At 71.3% G+C, this 17,936-nt stretch carries 15 protein-coding genes; 14 read left to right on the top strand and 1 reads right to left on the bottom strand.

Annotated elements, in window-relative coordinates; translation table 11 throughout:
• Positions 1-245: 245 nt before the first annotated feature.
• From DMH12_RS18845 to DMH12_RS18810, 8 genes are all read left to right on the top strand, one after another.
• Entirely contained in the window at positions 246-1,607 is a 1,362-nt protein-coding gene (locus DMH12_RS18845) for a NarK/NasA family nitrate transporter (protein ID WP_125492714.1), read from the top strand.
• Between the two features lie 107 nt (positions 1,608-1,714).
• Positions 1,715-2,869, top strand: coding sequence for a uroporphyrinogen-III synthase (locus tag DMH12_RS18840; protein WP_185832401.1), 1,155 nt, complete (start codon positions 1,715-1,717; stop codon positions 2,867-2,869).
• Between the two features lie 408 nt (positions 2,870-3,277).
• Entirely contained in the window at positions 3,278-3,868 is a 591-nt protein-coding gene (locus DMH12_RS18835; protein ID WP_125492712.1) for an ABATE domain-containing protein, read from the top strand.
• A gap of 184 nt (positions 3,869-4,052) precedes the next feature.
• Positions 4,053-4,577, top strand: a complete 525-nt coding sequence (locus DMH12_RS18830; RefSeq protein WP_007450155.1) for a sigma-70 family RNA polymerase sigma factor — start codon at positions 4,053-4,055, stop codon at positions 4,575-4,577.
• Between the two features lie 59 nt (positions 4,578-4,636).
• Positions 4,637-5,422: a zf-HC2 domain-containing protein gene (locus DMH12_RS18825; RefSeq protein WP_125492711.1), complete on the top strand. Its 786-nt coding sequence runs from the start codon at positions 4,637-4,639 to the stop codon at positions 5,420-5,422.
• A gap of 82 nt (positions 5,423-5,504) precedes the next feature.
• On the top strand, positions 5,505-7,826 hold the full coding sequence (locus tag DMH12_RS18820; protein WP_185832400.1) for a UvrD-helicase domain-containing protein: 2,322 nt from the start codon (positions 5,505-5,507) through the stop codon (positions 7,824-7,826).
• 419 nt (positions 7,827-8,245) lie between these two features.
• A complete protein-coding gene (locus DMH12_RS18815; RefSeq protein ID WP_125492710.1) occupies positions 8,246-9,661 on the top strand; it encodes an NAD-dependent malic enzyme in 1,416 nt (471 codons plus the stop codon).
• A 353-nt stretch (positions 9,662-10,014) separates the two neighbouring features.
• Positions 10,015-10,296: an HU family DNA-binding protein gene (locus tag DMH12_RS18810; protein WP_003990598.1), complete on the top strand. Its 282-nt coding sequence runs from the start codon at positions 10,015-10,017 to the stop codon at positions 10,294-10,296.
• Between the two features lie 188 nt (positions 10,297-10,484).
• On the opposite strand, the gene murA is transcribed toward DMH12_RS18810, so the two are convergent.
• On the bottom strand, positions 10,485-11,831 hold the full coding sequence (gene murA / locus DMH12_RS18805) for a UDP-N-acetylglucosamine 1-carboxyvinyltransferase (protein ID WP_122619820.1): 1,347 nt from the start codon (positions 11,829-11,831) through the stop codon (positions 10,485-10,487).
• Positions 11,832-12,066: 235 nt separating this feature from the next.
• On the opposite strand from murA, the gene DMH12_RS18800 reads away from it, so the two are divergent.
• The 6 genes from DMH12_RS18800 (at position 12,067) to DMH12_RS18775 (ending at position 17,892) form a co-directional block, all read left to right on the top strand.
• Entirely contained in the window at positions 12,067-12,639 is a 573-nt protein-coding gene (locus tag DMH12_RS18800; RefSeq protein WP_064728163.1) for a YqgE/AlgH family protein, read from the top strand.
• A gap of 30 nt (positions 12,640-12,669) precedes the next feature.
• Positions 12,670-12,954, top strand: coding sequence for a DUF3039 domain-containing protein (locus DMH12_RS18795; RefSeq protein WP_030402030.1), 285 nt, complete (start codon positions 12,670-12,672; stop codon positions 12,952-12,954).
• A 208-nt stretch (positions 12,955-13,162) separates the two neighbouring features.
• Positions 13,163-14,461 carry an extracellular solute-binding protein gene (locus DMH12_RS18790; RefSeq protein ID WP_125492708.1) on the top strand — a complete coding sequence of 433 codons (1,299 nt, stop codon included), beginning with the start codon at positions 13,163-13,165 and terminating at the stop codon, positions 14,459-14,461.
• A complete protein-coding gene (locus DMH12_RS18785) occupies positions 14,458-15,423 on the top strand; it encodes a carbohydrate ABC transporter permease (protein WP_125492707.1) in 966 nt (321 codons plus the stop codon). The genes DMH12_RS18790 and DMH12_RS18785 overlap by 4 nt, the downstream gene beginning before the upstream one ends.
• Positions 15,420-16,277 (top strand): carbohydrate ABC transporter permease, encoded by an 858-nt coding sequence (locus DMH12_RS18780; protein WP_185832399.1) that lies wholly within the window; start codon positions 15,420-15,422, stop codon positions 16,275-16,277. The genes DMH12_RS18785 and DMH12_RS18780 overlap by 4 nt, the downstream gene beginning before the upstream one ends.
• Before the next feature lies 1 nt (position 16,278).
• Positions 16,279-17,892, top strand: a complete 1,614-nt coding sequence (locus DMH12_RS18775; protein WP_125492706.1) for a beta-N-acetylhexosaminidase — start codon at positions 16,279-16,281, stop codon at positions 17,890-17,892.
• The last annotated feature ends 44 nt before the right edge of the window (positions 17,893-17,936 follow it).

Raw genomic sequence — 17,936 nt, 5'->3', positions numbered from 1 at the left:
CGCCCGAGGCGTACCCGCAGCAGCAGCCGTACCCTCCGCAGCCCGCGCCCCAGCAGCAGCCCTACCCCCAGCAGAACCCCCACTGGCAGCCCCAGCACCCCCAGGGCTGACCGGCGCGACCTCTCATCCGGCCCCGGTGCCGGGTGAGAGCAACGTTCCCTTCCGGTCATCCACAGCCCCACCGGCCCGAAACGCGCCCTTCCTACCGTCGGGTCGGTCGAGCTGTGGAGCACCGTGGAGGCGTCATGACATTCCGAGGCGGCCGCTGGATCGAGTACTGGGATCCGGAGGACGAGACGTTCTGGAAGGAGACGGGGGAGCGGATCGCCCGGCGGAACCTGTTCTTCTCCGTGCTCTCCGAGCACATCGGGTTCTCCGTCTGGACGCTCTGGTCCGTGCTGGTCCTCTTCATGGGGCCGGAGTACGGGCTGACGCCCGCCGACAAGTTCCTGCTGACGTCCGTGGTGACCCTCGTCGGCGCCGTCGTACGGGTGCCCTACACCTTCGCCGTCGCCGTCTTCGGCGGGCGGAACTGGACGATCATCTCCGCCGGGCTCCTGCTCGTGCCGACCGTCGCCGCCTTCACCGTCATGGAGCCGGGGACGTCCTTCTCCACCTTCCTCCTGGTCGGGCTGCTGGCCGGCATCGGGGGCGGCAACTTCGCCTCCTCCATGACCAACATCAACGCCTTCTTCCCGCTGCGGAGGAAGGGGTGGGCACTCGGTCTCAACGCCGGGGGCGGGAACATCGGTGTGCCCGTCATCCAGCTGGCCGCGCTCGCGATCATCGGGGCGAGCGGCGGGCCGCGGGTGCTGCTCGGCATCTACATCCCGCTGATCCTGGTGGCCGCGGTCCTCGCCGCCTGCTTCATGGACAACCTCGCCTCCGTGAAGAACGACACCGGGGCCGCGAAGGACGCCGCGCGGGACGCGCACACCTGGATCATGTCCGTGCTGTACATCGGCACGTTCGGCTCGTTCATCGGGTACAGCTTCGCCTTCGGGCAGGTGCTGACGACCCAGTTCGGGCGGACCCCGCTGCAGGCGGCCTACCTGACCTTCATCGGCCCGCTGCTCGGCTCCCTGATCCGGCCGCTGGGCGGCAGGCTCGCCGACCGGTACGGGGGCGCCCGGATCACCCTGTGGAACTTCGTGGCGATGGCCGTCGCCACCGCGGTGCTGGTCGCCGCCAGCATGGCGAAGTCGCTCGGGCTGTTCGTGGCCGTGTTCGTGGTGCTGTTCGTGCTCAGCGGGCTCGGCAACGGGTCGACGTTCAAGATGATCCCCGGCATCTTCCAGAACAAGGCGCTGGGCCGGGGGCTGACGGGTGAGGCGGCGGTGGCCCACGGGCGGCGCCTTTCCGGTGCCTCCATGGGGCTGATCGGCGCGGTCGGCGCGCTCGGCGGCGTCGCCATCAACCTCGCCTTCCGGCAGTCCTTCCTCTCCTCCGGCTCGGGCACCGGGGCCTTCGTCGCCTTCCTCGCCTTCTACGCCGTGTGTTTCGCGGTCACCTGGGCGGTATACCTTCGCCGTCCGGCCCCGCGGCTGCCGGACGACCCGGCGGACCCGGCGGACACGAAGGCCCAGCTCAGCTACGCCGAGGTGTGACGTAACACTGGTGACATGAAGCGGAACCGAGCCTGTCACGCACCGTTGGCAGGCTCGGTCGGCACGCGAGTACGCAGATGGGCGTGAGGATCGGAGCGCGGCGAGCGATGGACGACCAACAGCAGCGACCTGACCACGGGCCCCTGGCCGGATTCACCGTGGGCGTGACCGCCGCCCGCCGGGCCGACGAACTGGGCGCCCTGCTCCAGCGGCGCGGCGCCGCCGTCCAGCACGCGCCGGCGCTGCGGATCGTGCCCCTCGCCGACGACAGCGAGCTGATGGCCGCGACCAAGCAGCTCATCGACCAGGCACCGGACGTCGTCGTCGCCACCACCGCCATCGGGTTCCGGGGCTGGGTCGAGGCGGCCGACGGCTGGGGTCTCGGCGACGCCCTGCTGGAGCGGCTGGGCGCGGTCGAACTCCTGGCGCGCGGGCCCAAGGTCAAGGGCGCGGTCCGGGCGGCGGGACTGACCGAGCGGTGGTCGCCGTCGTCGGAGTCGATGGCCGAGGTGCTCGACCGGCTCCTGGAGGAGGGCGTCGACGGCCGCCGGGTCGCCGTGCAGCTGCACGGTGAGCCGCTGCCGGGGTTCGTGGAGGCGCTGCGCGAGGGTGGTGCCGAGGTGGTCGGCGTGCCCGTGTACCGCTGGCTGCCGCCGGAGGACCTCGGGCCCGTGGACCGGCTGCTGGACGCCGCCGTGTCGCGGGGCGTGGACGCGGTGACGTTCACCAGCGCGCCCGCCGCGTCCTCGCTGTTGGGCCGTGCCGAGGAGCGCGGTCTGCTGCCCGAACTGCTCGCCGCGTTCGGCCACGACGTGCTGCCCGCCTGCGTCGGACCGGTCACCGCGGTGCCGCTCCAGGCGCACGGTGTCGACACCGTCCAGCCCGAACGCTTCCGGCTCGGCCCGCTCGTCCAACTGCTGTGCCAGGAACTCCCGGCGCGGGCTCGTGCCCTGCCGGTGGCCGGGTTCCGGCTGGAGATCCGGGGGCACGCGGTGCTCGTCGACGGGGAGCTGCGGACCGTGCCGCCGGCCGGCATGTCCCTGCTGCGGGCGCTGTCCCGGCGGCCGGGCTGGGTGGTGTCCCGCGCGGAACTCCTGCGCGCCCTGCCCGGCACCGGCCGCGACGAGCACGCCGTCGAGACGGCGATGGCCCGCCTGCGCACGTCCCTCGGCACCCCGAAGCTGATCCAGACGGTGGTCAAGCGCGGCTACCGCCTGGCCCTGGACCCGGCGACGGACGCCAAGTACACGGCGGACGACTGACGGACCGCGGCGACGGCCGCGTGTCAGGGGCCCTGTGCCGGGCCGAGGCGACGGGTCGCGTGTCGGGGGCCGTCTGCCGGGCCGAGGCGACGGGTCGCGGGCGACGAGGCGTCCCGGGGCGGGCGTCCTCGACGGCGGTGTGCGGCGGCCCTGGAGACGGTCGGGTGCCACTGCGGCGGGCCGTGGCGCCGGGCGCGTGTGGCCGGGCGCGTGTGACCGGTGACGGCCGACGGGACGTGCGGGCGCCGGACGCGGCCCGGGTGCGCGGGCGCGCGCGTACGCGTCCACGCCTCACCGGTACGAGGGGTTCCGGGCGCGAGCGCGGGCAGGCACTGTAGAGGGAGCGGTCCACCTGCTCCCCTTCCCAGCCCGTACCTCGGCGGGCCACCCTCAGGCGGTGACAGGAACATGGCAATGAGTACGGCCACCGACCCGTACGAGCTGCGCTTCGACACCGGGCGGATCTGCCTGGACCTCATCGCCACCACCCATCCCGTCGAGCGCCTCGGCTCCGTGGTCGTGCTGCGCGCCTGGATCGCCGGCTCCGGGCTCGTCCCGCCCGGCACCCCGCTGGCCCACGCCGACACCACCTGGCTGACCGGCTTCCGCGAACTGCGCCGCGAGACCGCCCGGCTGGTGCGCGCCCGGCCGGCCCCCCGCACCCGCCGCCACGACCTCGCGCTGGCCCGCGTCAACGACCTGGCGCTGGCCGCGCCCCCGGCCCCGCGCGCGGTGCACGGCGAGGACGGAGCGCTGACCCGGGAGCTGACCGGGCCGCCGCAGTGCGCGGCGCTGCTCGGCGCCCTCGCGAGGGACGCCGTGGAACTGCTCACCGACCCCGTGGCGCGGGCCGGCCTCAGGCAGTGCGAGGGCGACAACTGCCCGATCGTCTACGTGGACACCTCCCGCGGCCACCGCAGGCGCTGGTGCTCCAGCGAGGTCTGCGGGAACCGCGAGCGGGTCGCCCGGCACCGCCGCCGGGCCGCCCTCGCCCGATAAGTTCCGCCACGCCCCGTTCGTCACACCGTCCCGAGAAAACTGTCATCTCACTTTGAACACCCCGCACTTCGCGTCCGTACCGAATGGGCGAGCGACCGACTGGGGGAACCCCCGGACATCGGAGGTGGGCGTGCGCAAGGATTCCGTCGTGGCCAATGAACGTGGTGCGAGGGCCCGACATCGCATGTCCCAGTCGTCCTCGGAACCCGACGAGGAGCTGATGCGCGCGCTCTACCGCGAGCACGCCGGCCCCTTGCTGGCCTATGTGCTGCGGCTGGTCGCGGGGGACCGGCAGCGCGCCGAGGACGTCGTCCAGGAGACGCTCATCCGTGCCTGGAAGAACGCCGGTCAGCTCAACCGTGCGACCGGATCGGTACGCCCCTGGCTGGTGACGGTCGCCCGGCGCATCGTCATCGACGGCCACCGCAGCCGGCAGGCCCGGCCGCAGGAGGTCGATCCGTCGCCGCTGGAGGTCATCCCCGCGGAGGACGAGATCGACAAGGCGCTGTGGCTGATGACGCTGTCGGACGCGCTCGACGACCTGACCCCGGCTCACCGTGAGGTCCTCGTCGAGACGTACTTCAAGGGGCGTACCGTCAATGAGGCGGCGCAGACACTGGGCATACCCAGCGGCACCGTTCGCTCCCGGGTGTTCTACGCCCTGCGTTCGATGAAGCTGGCACTGGAGGAGCGGGGGGTGACGGCGTGATGAGCGGGTACGGGGGAGTTCAGGGGTTCGGTCCGGGGGACACGGGTAATTCTGTCCCCATGGAGGGATCACCGGCGCCGAACGAACACGAGACCGTCGGCGCCTACGCCCTCGGGATTCTCGACGACGTGGAAGCAACCGCTTTCGAGGCGCACCTCGCCACCTGCGAATGGTGCGCCCAGCAACTCGACGAGCTGGCCGGGATGGAACCGATGATGGCCGCGCTCGCGGACCTGCCCGGTGCCGGTACGCCCGCCATCGCCGAGTCGCTCACCGCCAAGCCGAGCCCGCGGCTGTCCGAGAAGCTCGTCGACGAGGTCGCCGAGCGCCGCGCGAGCAAGCGCCGGCGCAACTTCTACCTGGTGGGCACCGCCGCCGCGCTGATCATCGGCGGCCCGTTCGCCGCCGTGGCGACCACGGGCGGCGGCGGTGGCGACGACGACGGCGGACGCAGGACCGAGGCCTCGCAGGAGCAGACCGGCAGCCCCGCCGAGTCCGCCTTCGCCGCCATGCCCGACCGGGTCACCGCCACCGACCCGGCCACCGAGGTCAGCGCCACCGTGGCCCTGGAGAAGAAGGCCTGGGGCACCGAGGCGGTCCTGGAGCTGAAGAACGTCAAGGGGCCCGAGAAGTGCTCCCTGATCGCCGTCGGCAAGAACGGCGAGCGGGAGACCCTCAGCTCCTGGACGGTCCCCGACTGGGGGTACGGCATCCCGGACGCCACCACGGAGAAGGCCAAGAAACCGCTCTACGTGCACGGCGGCGCCGCCTTCGACCCCAACCAGATCGACCACTTCGAGGTCATGACCTTCGACGGGGAACGGCTGGTCGAGGTGGACGCGTAGCCGGGTTCTCAGGCGTGCCGTGGCTTCCGGGCCCCCCTTCGCGTACCTTTGACGGCTGCCCAGCACGTCAGAAGGGGGCCCGGTGGCCGCACAGGCTCAACAGGATTCAGCGGTCGGCTCGGTGCACGACCCCGTACGGGAGGACTCCGTACGGGACCGAGAGATCAGCGTGGAGCAGGCACACCTCGACCGGGTGTACCGCCGCCTCGAGGAGAAGATCCACGAGGCCGAGTTCCTCATGCACGACGCCGCCCAGCGCGGTCACGTCGGCACGCCCGGCGCGCTGGCCGAGCGCGACGCGCAGGTCTTCCGGGCCGGCATCCACCTCAACCGCCTGAACAACGAGTTCGAGGACTTCCTGTTCGGCCGCATCGACCTGCTCCTCGGCAAGGACGGCAAGAAGGGACCGGACGGCGCGTACACGGCGGTCGAGCCCGCCGAGGGCGCCCTCGGGCCCGACAACACCGCCGACATCGCCGAGACCCTGCACATCGGCCGCATCGGCGTCCTGGACGAGGAGTACGCGCCGCTGGTCATCGACTGGCGGGCGCCCGCCGCGGCCCCCTTCTACCGGTCCACGCCGGTCGATCCGGGCCGGGTCGTGCGCCGCCGGGTGATCCGTTCCAAGGGGCGGCGCGTGCTCGGCGTCGAGGACGACCTCATGCGGCCCGAGGTCACGGCCCGGCTGGCCGGCGAGGAACTGGCCGTGGTCGGCGACGGCGCCCTGATGGCCGCGCTCGGCCAGGCCCGCACGCACACCATGCGGGACATCGTGGCCTCCATCCAGGCCGAGCAGGACCGCGTGATCCGCGCCCCCGCCGCCTCCGTGACCTACGTGGAGGGCGGCCCCGGCACCGGCAAGACCGCCGTCGCCCTGCACCGCGCGGCGTACCTGCTCTACCAGGACCGGCGCCGGTACGCGGGCGGCATCCTGATCGTCTCGCCGACCCCGCTGCTGGTGGCGTACACCGAGGGCGTGCTGCCCTCCCTCGGCGAGGAGGGCCAGGTCGCCATCCGCGCGATCGGCTCCCTGGCCGACGACGCCGCGGGTGGCGAGGCCACGCTGTACGACTCCCCGGCCACCGCCCGCGTCAAGGGCTCCTCACGCATGCTCCGGGTGCTGCGCAAGGCCGCGCGCGGCGCGCTGGAGCCGGCCGACTCGCCGAGCCTGCTGAGGGTCGTCGCGTTCAACCGCCGACTCGAACTGGAGGCCGAGGAACTGGCCTCCATCCGCCGCACCGTCCTCGGCGGCACCGCCCCGGTCAACCTGCTGCGCCCCCGCGCCCGCCGGCTGCTCCTGGACGCCCTGTGGGAGAAGTCCGGTGCCGGGACCCGGCACAGCGACCCGGAGCTGGCCGCCGAGCTGCGTTCCTCCTTCGACGAGGACGTCAGCTCCGAGGACGCCTTCACCGAGTTCCTGGACGCCTGGTGGCCGGAGCTGACCCCGGGCGCCGTCCTGGCGGCCATGGCGGACGAGCGGCGCCTCGGGCGCTGGGCCCGGCGCGTCCTGAACCCGGGCGAGGTCCGCAGGGTGGCCCGTTCGCTGCGGCGCGAGGGCCGCTCCGTGCACGACGTCGCCCTGCTCGACGAACTCCAGGCGATCGTCGGCACCCCGGCCCGCCCCCGCAAGCGCCGCGAGGCGGACCCGCTGGACCAGCTGACCGGCCTGGACGAGCTGATGCCGCAGCGCGAGGAGACCCAGTGGGAGCGCGCCGAGCGGCTGGCGCAGGAACGCACCGAGTACGCGCACGTCATCGTGGACGAGGCGCAGGACCTCACCCCGATGCAGTGGAGGATGGTGGGGCGCCGCGGCCGGCACGCCACCTGGACCGTCGTGGGCGATCCGGCCCAGTCCTCCTGGTCCGACCCCGACGAGGCGGCCCAGGCCCGCGACGAGGCACTGGGCACCCGTCCGCGCCGCCGCTTCGAGCTGACGGTGAACTACCGCAACCCGGCGGAGATCGCCGAACTGGCGGCCAAGGTGCTCGCCCTCGCCATGCCGGGCGCCACCTCGCCGTCGGCCGTGCGTTCGACCGGCGTGGAGCCGCGCTTCGTCGTCGCGGAGGACTCCCTGTTCGACACCGTCCGCGCGGAGGCGGCCCGGCTGCTCGGCCTCGTGGACGGCACCGTCGGCGTCGTGGTCGCCATGAACCGGCGCGAGGAGGCCCGGCGCCGGCTGGCCGGGCTCGGCGACCGGGTGGTGGCGCTCGGCAGCCTGGAGGCGAAGGGGCTCGAGTACGACGCCACGGTCGTGGTCTCCCCGGCCGAGATCGCCGACGAGTCGCCCGCCGGGCTGCGGGTCCTGTACGTCGCCCTGACCCGGGCCACCCAGCAGCTCACGGTGGTCTCCAGCGAGCGGGACGAGCCCGACGCCCGAGGGGTCCCGGACCTGCTCCGCGACTGAGGCGGACGTGCGAGAGGCCCGCGCCGTCGACGGCGCGGGCCTCTCGTCTCTTCGATCAGGTGGCACCGACCCGCCATGCTCGCCTCGCGGCAAGTGGTCGCTCGTAGCGACGAAGGTTGGGCCCGGGGGCTTGGATCGAGCCGGTGCCACGTCCAAGGTAACAAACGATCCCCGCAAGGCAATTCCCGTCCCGCGGGTTCCTTCGCGGACCGCTCAGACGGCCGGTCCGCGGCTTCCGGCGCCCACTTCCCCCGACGGGTTTCCTCGGCGGGCAACTTCTCGTATGGTGGAAGTCGTTTTCCGAAAGTGGGCCGCGAACACAAAGTTCGCAATCCGGGGCGGCTACCGCGTACTCAGTGGTAGGTGCGACGATCGGACGGCACAACCCAGTTACACGGTGAAAGCAGAGGAAGTCGGCCATGGCAACGGCGCCCAGCGTCTCCTACTCGATGACGGTCCGGCTGGAGGTGCCCGCGGGCGGAACCGCCGTCTCGCAGCTCACCACCGCGGTGGAGTCCGCCGGAGGATCCGTCACCGGCCTCGACGTCACGGCCTCCGGCCACGACAAGCTCCGCATCGACGTCACCATCGCGGCGGGCTCGACCTCGCACGCCGACGAGATCGTGGAGCAGCTGCGGGGCATCGACGGCGTCAGCCTGGGCAAGGTCTCGGACCGTACCTTCCTGATGCACCTCGGCGGCAAGATCGAGATGGCGTCGAAGCACCCCATCCGCAACCGTGACGACCTCTCCATGGTCTACACGCCGGGCGTGGCCCGCGTCTGCATGGCGATCGCCGAGAACCCCGAGGACGCCCGCCGCCTGACCATCAAGCGCAACTCCGTTGCGGTCGTGACGGACGGCTCCGCCGTGCTGGGCCTGGGCAACATCGGCCCGAAGGCCGCGCTGCCGGTGATGGAGGGCAAGGCGGCCCTGTTCAAGCGGTTCGCCGGCATCGACGCCTGGCCGATCTGCCTGGACACCCAGGACACCGACGCCATCGTCGAGATCGTCAAGGCCATCGCCCCGGGCTTCGCCGGCATCAACCTGGAGGACATCTCCGCGCCGCGCTGCTTCGAGATCGAGGCCCGGCTGCGCGAGGCCCTGGACATCCCCGTCTTCCACGACGACCAGCACGGCACCGCCATCGTCGTCCTCGCCGCCCTGACCAACGCCCTGCGTGTGGTGAACAAGGGCATCGAGAACGTACGCGTCGTCATGTCCGGCGCCGGCGCCGCCGGTACGGCCATCCTCAAGCTGCTGCTCGCGGCGGGGGTGAAGAACGCCGTCGTCGCCGACATCCACGGCGTCGTGCACGCCGGACGCGCCGACCTGGTCGACGCCGCTCCCGAGTCGGCGCTGCGCTGGATCGCCGACAACACCAACCCCGAGGGCCTCACCGGCACCCTGAAGGAGGCCGTGCACGGCGCGGACGTCTTCATCGGCGTGTCGGCCCCCAACGTCCTGGACGGCGACGACGTGGCCGCCATGGCGGACGGCGCGATCGTCTTCGCGCTCGCGAACCCGGACCCCGAGGTGGACCCGGCCATCGCCCGCCAGACCGCGGCGGTCGTCGCCACCGGCCGCTCCGACTTCCCGAACCAGATCAACAACGTGCTGGTCTTCCCCGGCGTGTTCCGCGGTCTGCTGGACGCCCAGTCGCGCACCGTCAACACCGAGATGATGCTGGCCGCCGCACACGCCCTCGCGGACGTCGTCACCGAGGACGAGATCAACCCGAACTACATCATTCCGAGCGTCTTCAACGACAAGGTCGCCGGTGCCGTCGCGGGCGCCGTGCGCGAGGCGGCGAAGTCCGCCGGAGTGGTGGCGTAGGTTCCCCGGGCGGGGGCAGGCGGGCCCGTGGCGTGGTGGTGAGGATCACCACCACGGGCGGCTCCACCGGCGCGTCGCACGGCGGCGCGCCTCGGACGGCCCTCTAGTGTGGCGCAAGGCTCAGGCCCTCTCATCGTGTGACTCCCAAGGGTGTTCTCACGACTCCTGGGGGTGCCGGATTGGCTTTACCGCCGCAGGTGGAGGCAGGATGCCTCCCTGGGCGCGAGGGTCCGACGACCGACCCGGGTCCGGGGAGTGTCAGAGGCCCCTGGCAGCATCGGCATCGCTGTGCCCAACATGCGGCTCCGCCGCGTGGCACGCCTCAACGGCAAGAAGAACACGGGAGTAACAACATGAACCGCAGTGAGCTGGTGGCCGCGCTGGCCGACCGCGCCGAGGTGACCCGCAAGGACGCCGACGCCGTGCTGGCCGCGTTCGCCGACGTCGTCGGCGACATCGTCTCCAAGGGCGACGAGAAGGTCACGATCCCCGGCTTCCTGACCTTCGAGCGCACCCACCGTGCCGCTCGCACCGCCCGCAACCCGCAGACCGGCGAGCCGATCCAGATCCCGGCCGGCTACAGCGTCAAGGTCTCCGCGGGCAGCAAGCTCAAGGAAGCCGCCAAGGGCAAGTAGGCGCTCCGCCCGGAGTGCCGGGTAACTGCGCGGACCGTCCGCGTGGCCTGCGGGCCGTGGGCGGGTGCGGCGACATCGTGGCTTGTCGCGCAGTTCCCCGCGCCCCTGACGGGGCGCACACAGCACAACGCCGATGGGGCGGTCACCCGGACTCCGGGTGACCGCCCCATCGGCGTTGCTCGCGCCGTCTAGCCGAGCGCCTTGCCCGGCAGCTCCACCTTCGCGCCCAGCTCCACGAGCTTCTCCATGAAGTTCTCGTAGCCGCGGTTGATCAGGTCGATGCCGTGGACCCGGGAGGTGCCCTGGGCCGCGAGGGCGGCGATCAGGTACGAGAAGCCGCCGCGGAGGTCGGGGATGACCAGGTCGGCGCCCTCCAGCTTGGTCGGTCCGGAGACGACCGCCGAGTGGAGGAAGTTGCGCTGGCCGAAGCGGCAGTCGGAGCCGCCCAGGCACTCGCGGTAGAGCTGGATGTGGGCACCCATCTGGTTGAGCGCCGAGGTGAAGCCCAGCCGGGACTCGTAGACCGTCTCGTGGACGATGGACAGGCCCGTCGCCTGCGTCAGCGCGACCACCAGGGGCTGCTGCCAGTCCGTCTGGAAGCCGGGGTGCACGTCCGTCTCCAGGGCGATGGACTTGAGCCTGCCGCCCGGGTGCCAGAAGCGGATGCCCTCGTCCTCGATCTCGAAGGCGCCGCCCACCTTCCGGAAGGTGTTGAGGAACGTCATCATCGACCGCTGCTGGGCACCGCGGACGTAGACGTCGCCCTCGGTCGCCAGCGCCGCCGACGCCCAGGACGCGGCCTCCAGGCGGTCCGACAGGGCGCGGTGGGTGTAGCCGCCCAGCTCGTCCACGCCGGTGATGCGGATCGTGCGGTCGGTGTCCATCGCGATGATCGCGCCCATTTTCTGCAGGACGCAGATCAGGTCCTCGATCTCCGGCTCGACCGCCGCGTTGGACAGCTCCGTGACGCCCTCGGCCAGTACGGCCGTGAGCAGCACCTGCTCGGTCGCGCCGACGGACGGGTAGGGCAGCCGGATCTTGGTGCCGCGCAGCCGCTGCGGGGCCTCCAGGTACTGGCCGTCCGCCCGCTTCTCGATCTTCGCGCCGAACTGCCGCAGCACGTCGAAGTGGAAGTCGATGGGCCGGCCGCCGATGTCGCAGCCGCCCAGGCCCGGAATGAAGGCGTGGCCGAGGCGGTGCAGCAGCGGGCCGCAGAACAGGATCGGGATGCGCGACGAACCCGCGTGGGCATCGATGTCGGCGACGTTCGCGCTCTCCACGTGCGTCGGGTCCATCACCAGCTCGCCGGGCTCGTCGCCCGGACGGACCGTCACCCCGTGCAGTTGCAGCAGTCCGCGTACGACCCGCACGTCGCGGATGTCCGGCACGTTGCGCAGCCGGCTCGGCGCACTGCCCAGCAGGGCGGCCACCATGGCCTTCGGCACGAGGTTCTTCGCACCGCGGACCCGGATCTCGCCCTCCAGCGGGGTTCCGCCGTGGACAAGCAGTACGTCATCAGCGCCGTTGACGGTCATGAATCTCGCGTTCCGTGGGTTACGGGCAGGGGCCAGAAGGGAAAGGGTAATCGCCTTGTACCCCCCTTCCGTAAGCCTGTGCGGGGTCGGCCCACGTCATGGATTCGTCACAACACGCGGCGTTCCCCGGCGCGTACGGGGGGTCACGGCCCTGGGGCGTGCGCGGGGTGCGTGTTCACCCCCGTGCCCCCGATTGCCTCCCCACGGGAGGGGAACATGCGGGATCATGTCAGGCATGACCGAGGTGTCCTCGCTCACGGGGCGGCTGCTCGTGGCAACGCCCGCCCTGGCGGACCCGAACTTCGAGCGTGCGGTGGTGCTCCTTCTCGACCACGACGAGGAGGGCTCCCTCGGTGTCGTCCTCAACCGTCCCACACCGGTCGACGTGGGCGACATCCTGGAGGACTGGGCGGACCTGGCCGGCGAACCGGGCGTGGTCTTCCAGGGCGGCCCGGTGTCGCTCGACTCGGCCCTCGGCGTCGCCGTCGTCCCGGGCGGAGCGTCCGGCGAGCGCGCGCCGCTGGGCTGGCGCCGGGTGCACGGCGCGATCGGCCTGGTCGACCTGGAGGCCCCGCCGGAACTGCTGGCGCCCGCCGTGGGCGCCCTGCGCATCTTCGCGGGGTACGCCGGCTGGGGGCCGGGCCAGCTGGAGGACGAGCTGGCGGAAGGTGCCTGGTACGTGGTCGAGTCCGAACCCGGCGACGTCTCCTCTCCCTTCCCGGAGCGGCTCTGGCGCGAGGTCCTGCGCCGCCAGCGGGGCGACCTGGCGATGGTGGCCACGTATCCGGACGACCCGTCGCTCAACTGAAGCGTGTGAGCTTCAGTACCCTTGGCGTCTATGAGCACTCTCGAGCCCGAGCGCGGGACTGGTACGGGGACCCTCGTTGAGCCGACGCCGCAGACGTCCCACGGCGACGGCGACCACGAGCGCTTCGCCCATTACGTCCAGAAGGACAAGATCATGGCGAGCGCCCTCGACGGCACTCCCGTCGTGGCGCTGTGCGGCAAGGTCTGGGTTCCGGGCCGCGACCCGAAGAAGTACCCGGTCTGCCCCATGTGCAAGGAGATCTACGAGTCCATGAGCGGCGGCGGGGACGAGGGCAAGGGCGGCGACAAGAAGTAGCGGCCCCGCCCGCAGAGACTTTCCCGAAGGCCCCCGGAGCGTGCCCGCGCGCGCTCCGGGGGCCTTCGGGCGTTCCGGGGCCGTAGCGCGTCACTAATTGGTTCAGACCTCTTGTGGACATGTTCATGTACTCCCTACCCTCCTGACTGTTGTGCAGAGCGAAACCGTCATTGCATATGTTGCAACGCACGTCCGGAGGAAACACTCCATGAAGCTCGCCCCACGCCTGGCCCTCCTGCTCGCCGCCGCCGTCGTCTCCGCGACCGCCTGCGCCCCCCAGACATCCGACAACTCCTCCTCCGGCAAGGACGAGAAGAGCGGCACGCTACGGGTCTGGCTCTTCCAGGAGGTCAACACCAAGCCGAAGGAGAAGGCCGTCGACGCGGTCCTCGCCGACTTCGAGAAGGCGCACGCGGACACCGACGTCACCGTCGAGTACATCCCCGTCGAGACGCGCGCCCAGCGCATCAAGGCCGCCTTCAACGACCCGAAGAGCGCCCCGGACGTCATCGAGTTCGGCAACACCGACACCGCGGGGTACGTGAAGGACGGCGGACTCGCCGACGTGACCGAGGAGTTCGGGGACTGGGACGAGGCCAAGGACACCGACCCCACCGCCCGCCAGTCGGTCACCGTCGACGGCAAGGTCTACGGCGCCCCCTACTTCGTCGGCGTCCGCGCCCTGTACTACCGCACCGACGTCTTCGAGGAGCTGGACCTCGACGTCCCCCGCACGCTGGCGGAAGTGGAGTCCACCGCGAAGCGGGTCAGGGCCGCCGAGCCCGACCTGTACGGCCTCGCGGTCGGCGGCGCCTACACCTACGGCGCGATGCCGTTCATCTGGGCCAACGGCGGCGAACTGGCCACCGGCAAGGGCGGCTCGTACGCCTCGGCGATCGACAGCGCCGCCGCCCGCAAGGGCATCGAGGCGTACACGTCCCTGTTCGGCGACGACAACTGCCCGGCCGCCAAGTGCGCCGGCATGGGCGGCAACGACACCGTCACCGCCTTCGCGTCCGGCAAGGCGGCCATGGCGATCGGCGGCGACTTCAGCCACCAGGCCGTGGAGGCCGGCAAGGTGAAGGGCAAGTACGCGGTCGTGCCGCTGCCCGGCGTCGAACCCGGCTCCACAGCCCCGGCCTTCGCGGGCGGCAACAACATCGGCGTCCTCAAGAGCACCTCGCACCGCACCCTCGCCGTCGACCTGATGAAGCGGCTCGCGTCGAAGAAGGCGCAGGCCGGCCTGTTCGACGCGATGGGCTTCCTGCCGACCTTCACGGACGTGCGGCAGCAGGTGGCGAAGGAGGAGCCGTTCGTGAAGCCGTTCGTCGACACGCTCGGCGCCGGTACGAAGTTCGTCCCGGCTTCGCCGGCCTGGGCGACGATCGACTCCTGGCAGGTGTTGCCGACGATGTTCCAGGAGGTCGTGAGCGGCAAGAAGGACGTGGGCGCTGCCGCCGGGGATGCCGCGAAGAAGATGGACGCGGCGTTCGGCTCCGCCGGATGACGGTTTCGCCTAGTAGCTCGGGTGGTGCCGTTCGGGGGCGGGTGCGGGTGCGTCGGGGTACTTCGCGCAGTTCCCCGCGCCCCTTGGGGGGCGCGTCCAGCACCCCTTGGATCTATCTCGCGCCCGCTCTCGTCGTCCTCGGCGGGCTGCTCGTCTACCCCGTCTACCAGCTCGGGCTGATCTCCTTCCTGGAGTACACGCAGGCGCAGGTGTCGGGTGGGGAGGCGACGACCTTCCGGGGGTTCGGGAACTACGCGGAGCTGTTCGGGGACGGGGAGTTCTGGCGGGTGCTGCTCGCCACCGTCGTGTTCGCCGCCGCCTGCGTGGTCTCCACACTCGCCGTGGGGTGTGCGCTGGCCGTGCTGCTCACGCGGGTGCGGGCCGTGCCGCGGCTCGTGCTGATGCTGGCCGCCCTCGGCGCGTGGGCGACCCCGGCGGTGACCGGGTCCACGGTGTGGCTGCTGCTGTTCGACCCGGACTTCGGGCCGGTCAACCGGATGCTGGGGCTCGGCGACCACTCCTGGACGTACGGGCGCTACAGCGCCTTCCTGCTCGTCCTGCTCGAAGTGGTCTGGTGCTCCTTCCCGTTCGTCATGGTGACCGTCTACGCCGGAATCCGGGCCGTGCCCGCGGAGGTGCTGGAGGCGGCCGCGCTGGACGGCGCCTCGCAGTGGCGCATCTGGCGCTCGGTGCTGGCGCCGATGCTCCGGCCGATCCTGGTGGTCGTCACCATCCAGTCGGTCATCTGGGACTTCAAGGTCTTCACCCAGATCTACGTCATGACGAACGGCGGCGGCATCGCCGGCCAGAACCTCGTCCTGAACGTCTACGCCTACCAGAAGGCGTTCGCGTCCTCGCAGTACAGCCTGGGCTCGGCGATCGGCGTCGTGATGCTGCTGATCCTGCTCGCCGTGACGCTGGTCTACCTGCGGCTGCTGCGCCGCCAGGGGGAGGAACTGTGAATCTTCCACTGCGTCTTCCACGCGCGCGTGTGCGTCGTCCGTGGCGGCTGGCCGCCGAGGCGTCGGCGCTGCTGATCGCGGTCGTGGTGGCCTTCCCGCTGTACTGGATGGTGCTCAGCGCCTTCAAACCGGCCGGTGAGATCGAGTCGACCGAGCCGCGGCCGTGGACGCTGACGCCCACACTCGATTCCTTCCGGCGGGTCTTCGGGCAGCAGGAATTCGGCCGTTACTTTCTCAACAGTCTGCTCGTGGCGGGCACCGTCGTGGTCGCCTCGGCGCTGATCGCGTTCCTCGCGGCGACGGCGGTGACGCGATTCCGGTTCCGTTTCCGGACCACCCTGCTGATCATGTTCCTGGTGGCCCAGATGGTGCCCGTGGAGGCGCTCACGATCCCGTTGTTCTTCCTCATGCGGGACGCCGGTCAGCTGAACACCCTGGGGTCGCTGATCCTGCCCCACATCGCCTTCTCGCTGCCCTTCGCGATCTGGATGCTGCGGGGCTTTGTGAAAGCCGTGCCTCAGGCCCTGGAGGAGGCCGCCTACATGGACGGGGCGAGCCGGTCGAGATTCCTCTGGCAGATCCTTTTCCCGCTGGTCTTCCCGGGACTGGTGGCGACCAGCGTCTTCTCCTTCATCTCGACCTGGAACGACTTCCTGTTCGCCAAGTCGTTCATCATCAGCGACACCTCGCAGTCGACGCTGCCGATGGCGCTGCTGGTCTTCTACAAGCCGGACGATCCCGACTGGGGCGGCGTCATGGCCGCGTCCACGGTGATGACGATTCCGGTGCTGGTCTTCTTCGTACTCGTGCAACGACGACTCGTCTCCGGCCTCGGCGGAGCGGTAAAGGACTGACGTGACGGACGTGATTCCCCAGCCCGTGCAAGTGACCACCGGCGAGGGCGGCTTCTTCGCCCTCGGTCCGGACACCAGGGTGGTGGCGGACGAGGGCACCGGGTCCACCGAGCGGTGGCTGCGCGCCACGCTGGGCGCGGCCACCGGCCTGCCGCTGGCCCCCGGCACGGGGGACGACGGCGTGGTCCGCCTGTCCCTCGACGCCGCACTGCCCGACGAGGGCTACCGCCTCGACGTCGCACCGACCGGCGTGCGGCTGACCGGCGGCGGTCCCGCCGGCCTCTTCTGGGGTGCCCAGACGCTGCGGCAGCTGCTCGGTCCGGACGCCTTCCGGCGCGCGCCGCTGCCCGACCGCCGGTGGCGGCTGCCGTCGGTCCGCATCGAGGACGCGCCCCGCTTCCGCTGGCGCGGGCTGATGCTGGACGTCGCCCGGCACTTCATGCCGAAGGACGGCGTCCTGCGCTACCTGGACCTGATGGCCGCCCACAAACTCAACGTCCTGCACTTCCACCTGACGGACGACCAGGGCTGGCGCGTCGAGATCAGGCGGCACCCGAAGCTCACCGAGACCGGCTCCTGGCGGGCACGCACCAAATACGGCCACCGTGCCTCGCCGTTGTGGGAGGACAAACCCCACGGCGGCTACTACACCCAGGAGGACATCCGGGAGATCGTCGCCTACGCCGCCGAACGGCACATCACCGTCGTCCCCGAAATCGACGTACCGGGACACTCGCAGGCCGCCATCGCCGCGTATCCGGAACTCGGCAACACCGATGTGATCGACACCACCGCCCTCACCGTCTGGGACACCTGGGGCGTCTCGCCGAACGTACTCGCCCCCACCGAGAACACACTGCGCTTCTACGAGGGCGTGTTCGAGGAACTCCTGGAGCTTTTCCCCTCGGAGTTCATCCACATCGGCGGCGACGAATGCCCCAAGGAGCAGTGGCGGCGCTCGGCCACCGCGCAGGCCCGCATCGAGGAACTCGCCCTCGCCAACGAGGACGAACTCCAAGCCTGGTTCATCCAGCACTTCGACACCTGGCTGAGCGAACGCGGGCGCCGCCTCATCGGCTGGGACGAGATCCTGGAGGGCGGACTCGCCAAGGGCGCGGCCGTGGCCTCGTGGCGCGGGTACGCGGGCGGGATCGCCGCCGCACGCGCGGGACACGACGTGGTGATGTGCCCCGAGCAGCAGGTGTACCTGGACCACCGCCAGCACGCCGGTGCGGACGAGCCGGTGCCGATCGGCTTCGTGCGCACCCTGGAGGACGTCTACCGGTTCGAGCCGGTTCCCGCGGAACTGACACCGGACGAGTCCGGACATGTGATCGGCACCCAGGCGAACGTGTGGACCGAGGTGATGGAGAACCAGGCACGCGTCGACTACCAGACCTTCCCGAGGCTGGCCGCGTTCGCCGAGGTGTCCTGGAGCGCCCTGCCCGAACCGCCCGACCGGGACTTCGACGCCTTCGAGGAGCGGATGACCGCCCACTACCGGCGACTTGACGCCCTGGGCGTCGGTTACCGGCCGCCCGGCGGTCCGCTGCCCTGGCAGCGGCGGCCCGGCGTGCTCGGCCGGCCGCTCGACGGGCCGCCGCCGAACAAGTAAGGGGAAAGCCCCTGAACATCACCTGAGAGTGGCAACTCGCACGC

Source organism: Streptomyces sp. WAC 04229 (genome assembly GCF_003947455.1).
Lineage (GTDB): Bacteria > Actinomycetota > Actinomycetes > Streptomycetales > Streptomycetaceae > Streptomyces.
The sequence above is the reverse complement of the archived record's forward strand: the minus strand, read 5'-3'. Positions and strand labels throughout refer to the sequence as shown.

Excerpts from the sequence above, each read along its gene's own strand:
- DMH12_RS18825 (WP_125492711.1), top strand. The coding sequence starts at position 4,637 with ATGGAGGGATCACCGGCGCCGAACGAACACGAGACCGTCGGCGCCTAC.
- DMH12_RS18840 (WP_185832401.1), top strand. The coding sequence starts at position 1,715 with ATGGACGACCAACAGCAGCGACCTGACCACGGGCCCCTGGCCGGATTC.
- DMH12_RS18830 (WP_007450155.1), top strand. The coding sequence starts at position 4,053 with ATGTCCCAGTCGTCCTCGGAACCCGACGAGGAGCTGATGCGCGCGCTC.
- DMH12_RS18810 (WP_003990598.1), top strand. The coding sequence starts at position 10,015 with ATGAACCGCAGTGAGCTGGTGGCCGCGCTGGCCGACCGCGCCGAGGTG.
- murA (WP_122619820.1), bottom strand. The coding sequence starts at position 11,831 with ATGACCGTCAACGGCGCTGATGACGTACTGCTTGTCCACGGCGGAACC.
- DMH12_RS18800 (WP_064728163.1), top strand. The coding sequence starts at position 12,067 with ATGACCGAGGTGTCCTCGCTCACGGGGCGGCTGCTCGTGGCAACGCCC.
- DMH12_RS18835 (WP_125492712.1), top strand. The coding sequence starts at position 3,278 with ATGGCAATGAGTACGGCCACCGACCCGTACGAGCTGCGCTTCGACACC.
- DMH12_RS18815 (WP_125492710.1), top strand. The coding sequence starts at position 8,246 with ATGGCAACGGCGCCCAGCGTCTCCTACTCGATGACGGTCCGGCTGGAG.
- DMH12_RS18790 (WP_125492708.1), top strand. The coding sequence starts at position 13,163 with ATGAAGCTCGCCCCACGCCTGGCCCTCCTGCTCGCCGCCGCCGTCGTC.
- DMH12_RS18845 (WP_125492714.1), top strand. The coding sequence starts at position 246 with ATGACATTCCGAGGCGGCCGCTGGATCGAGTACTGGGATCCGGAGGAC.
- DMH12_RS18795 (WP_030402030.1), top strand. The coding sequence starts at position 12,670 with ATGAGCACTCTCGAGCCCGAGCGCGGGACTGGTACGGGGACCCTCGTT.
- DMH12_RS18785 (WP_125492707.1), top strand. The coding sequence starts at position 14,458 with ATGACGGTTTCGCCTAGTAGCTCGGGTGGTGCCGTTCGGGGGCGGGTG.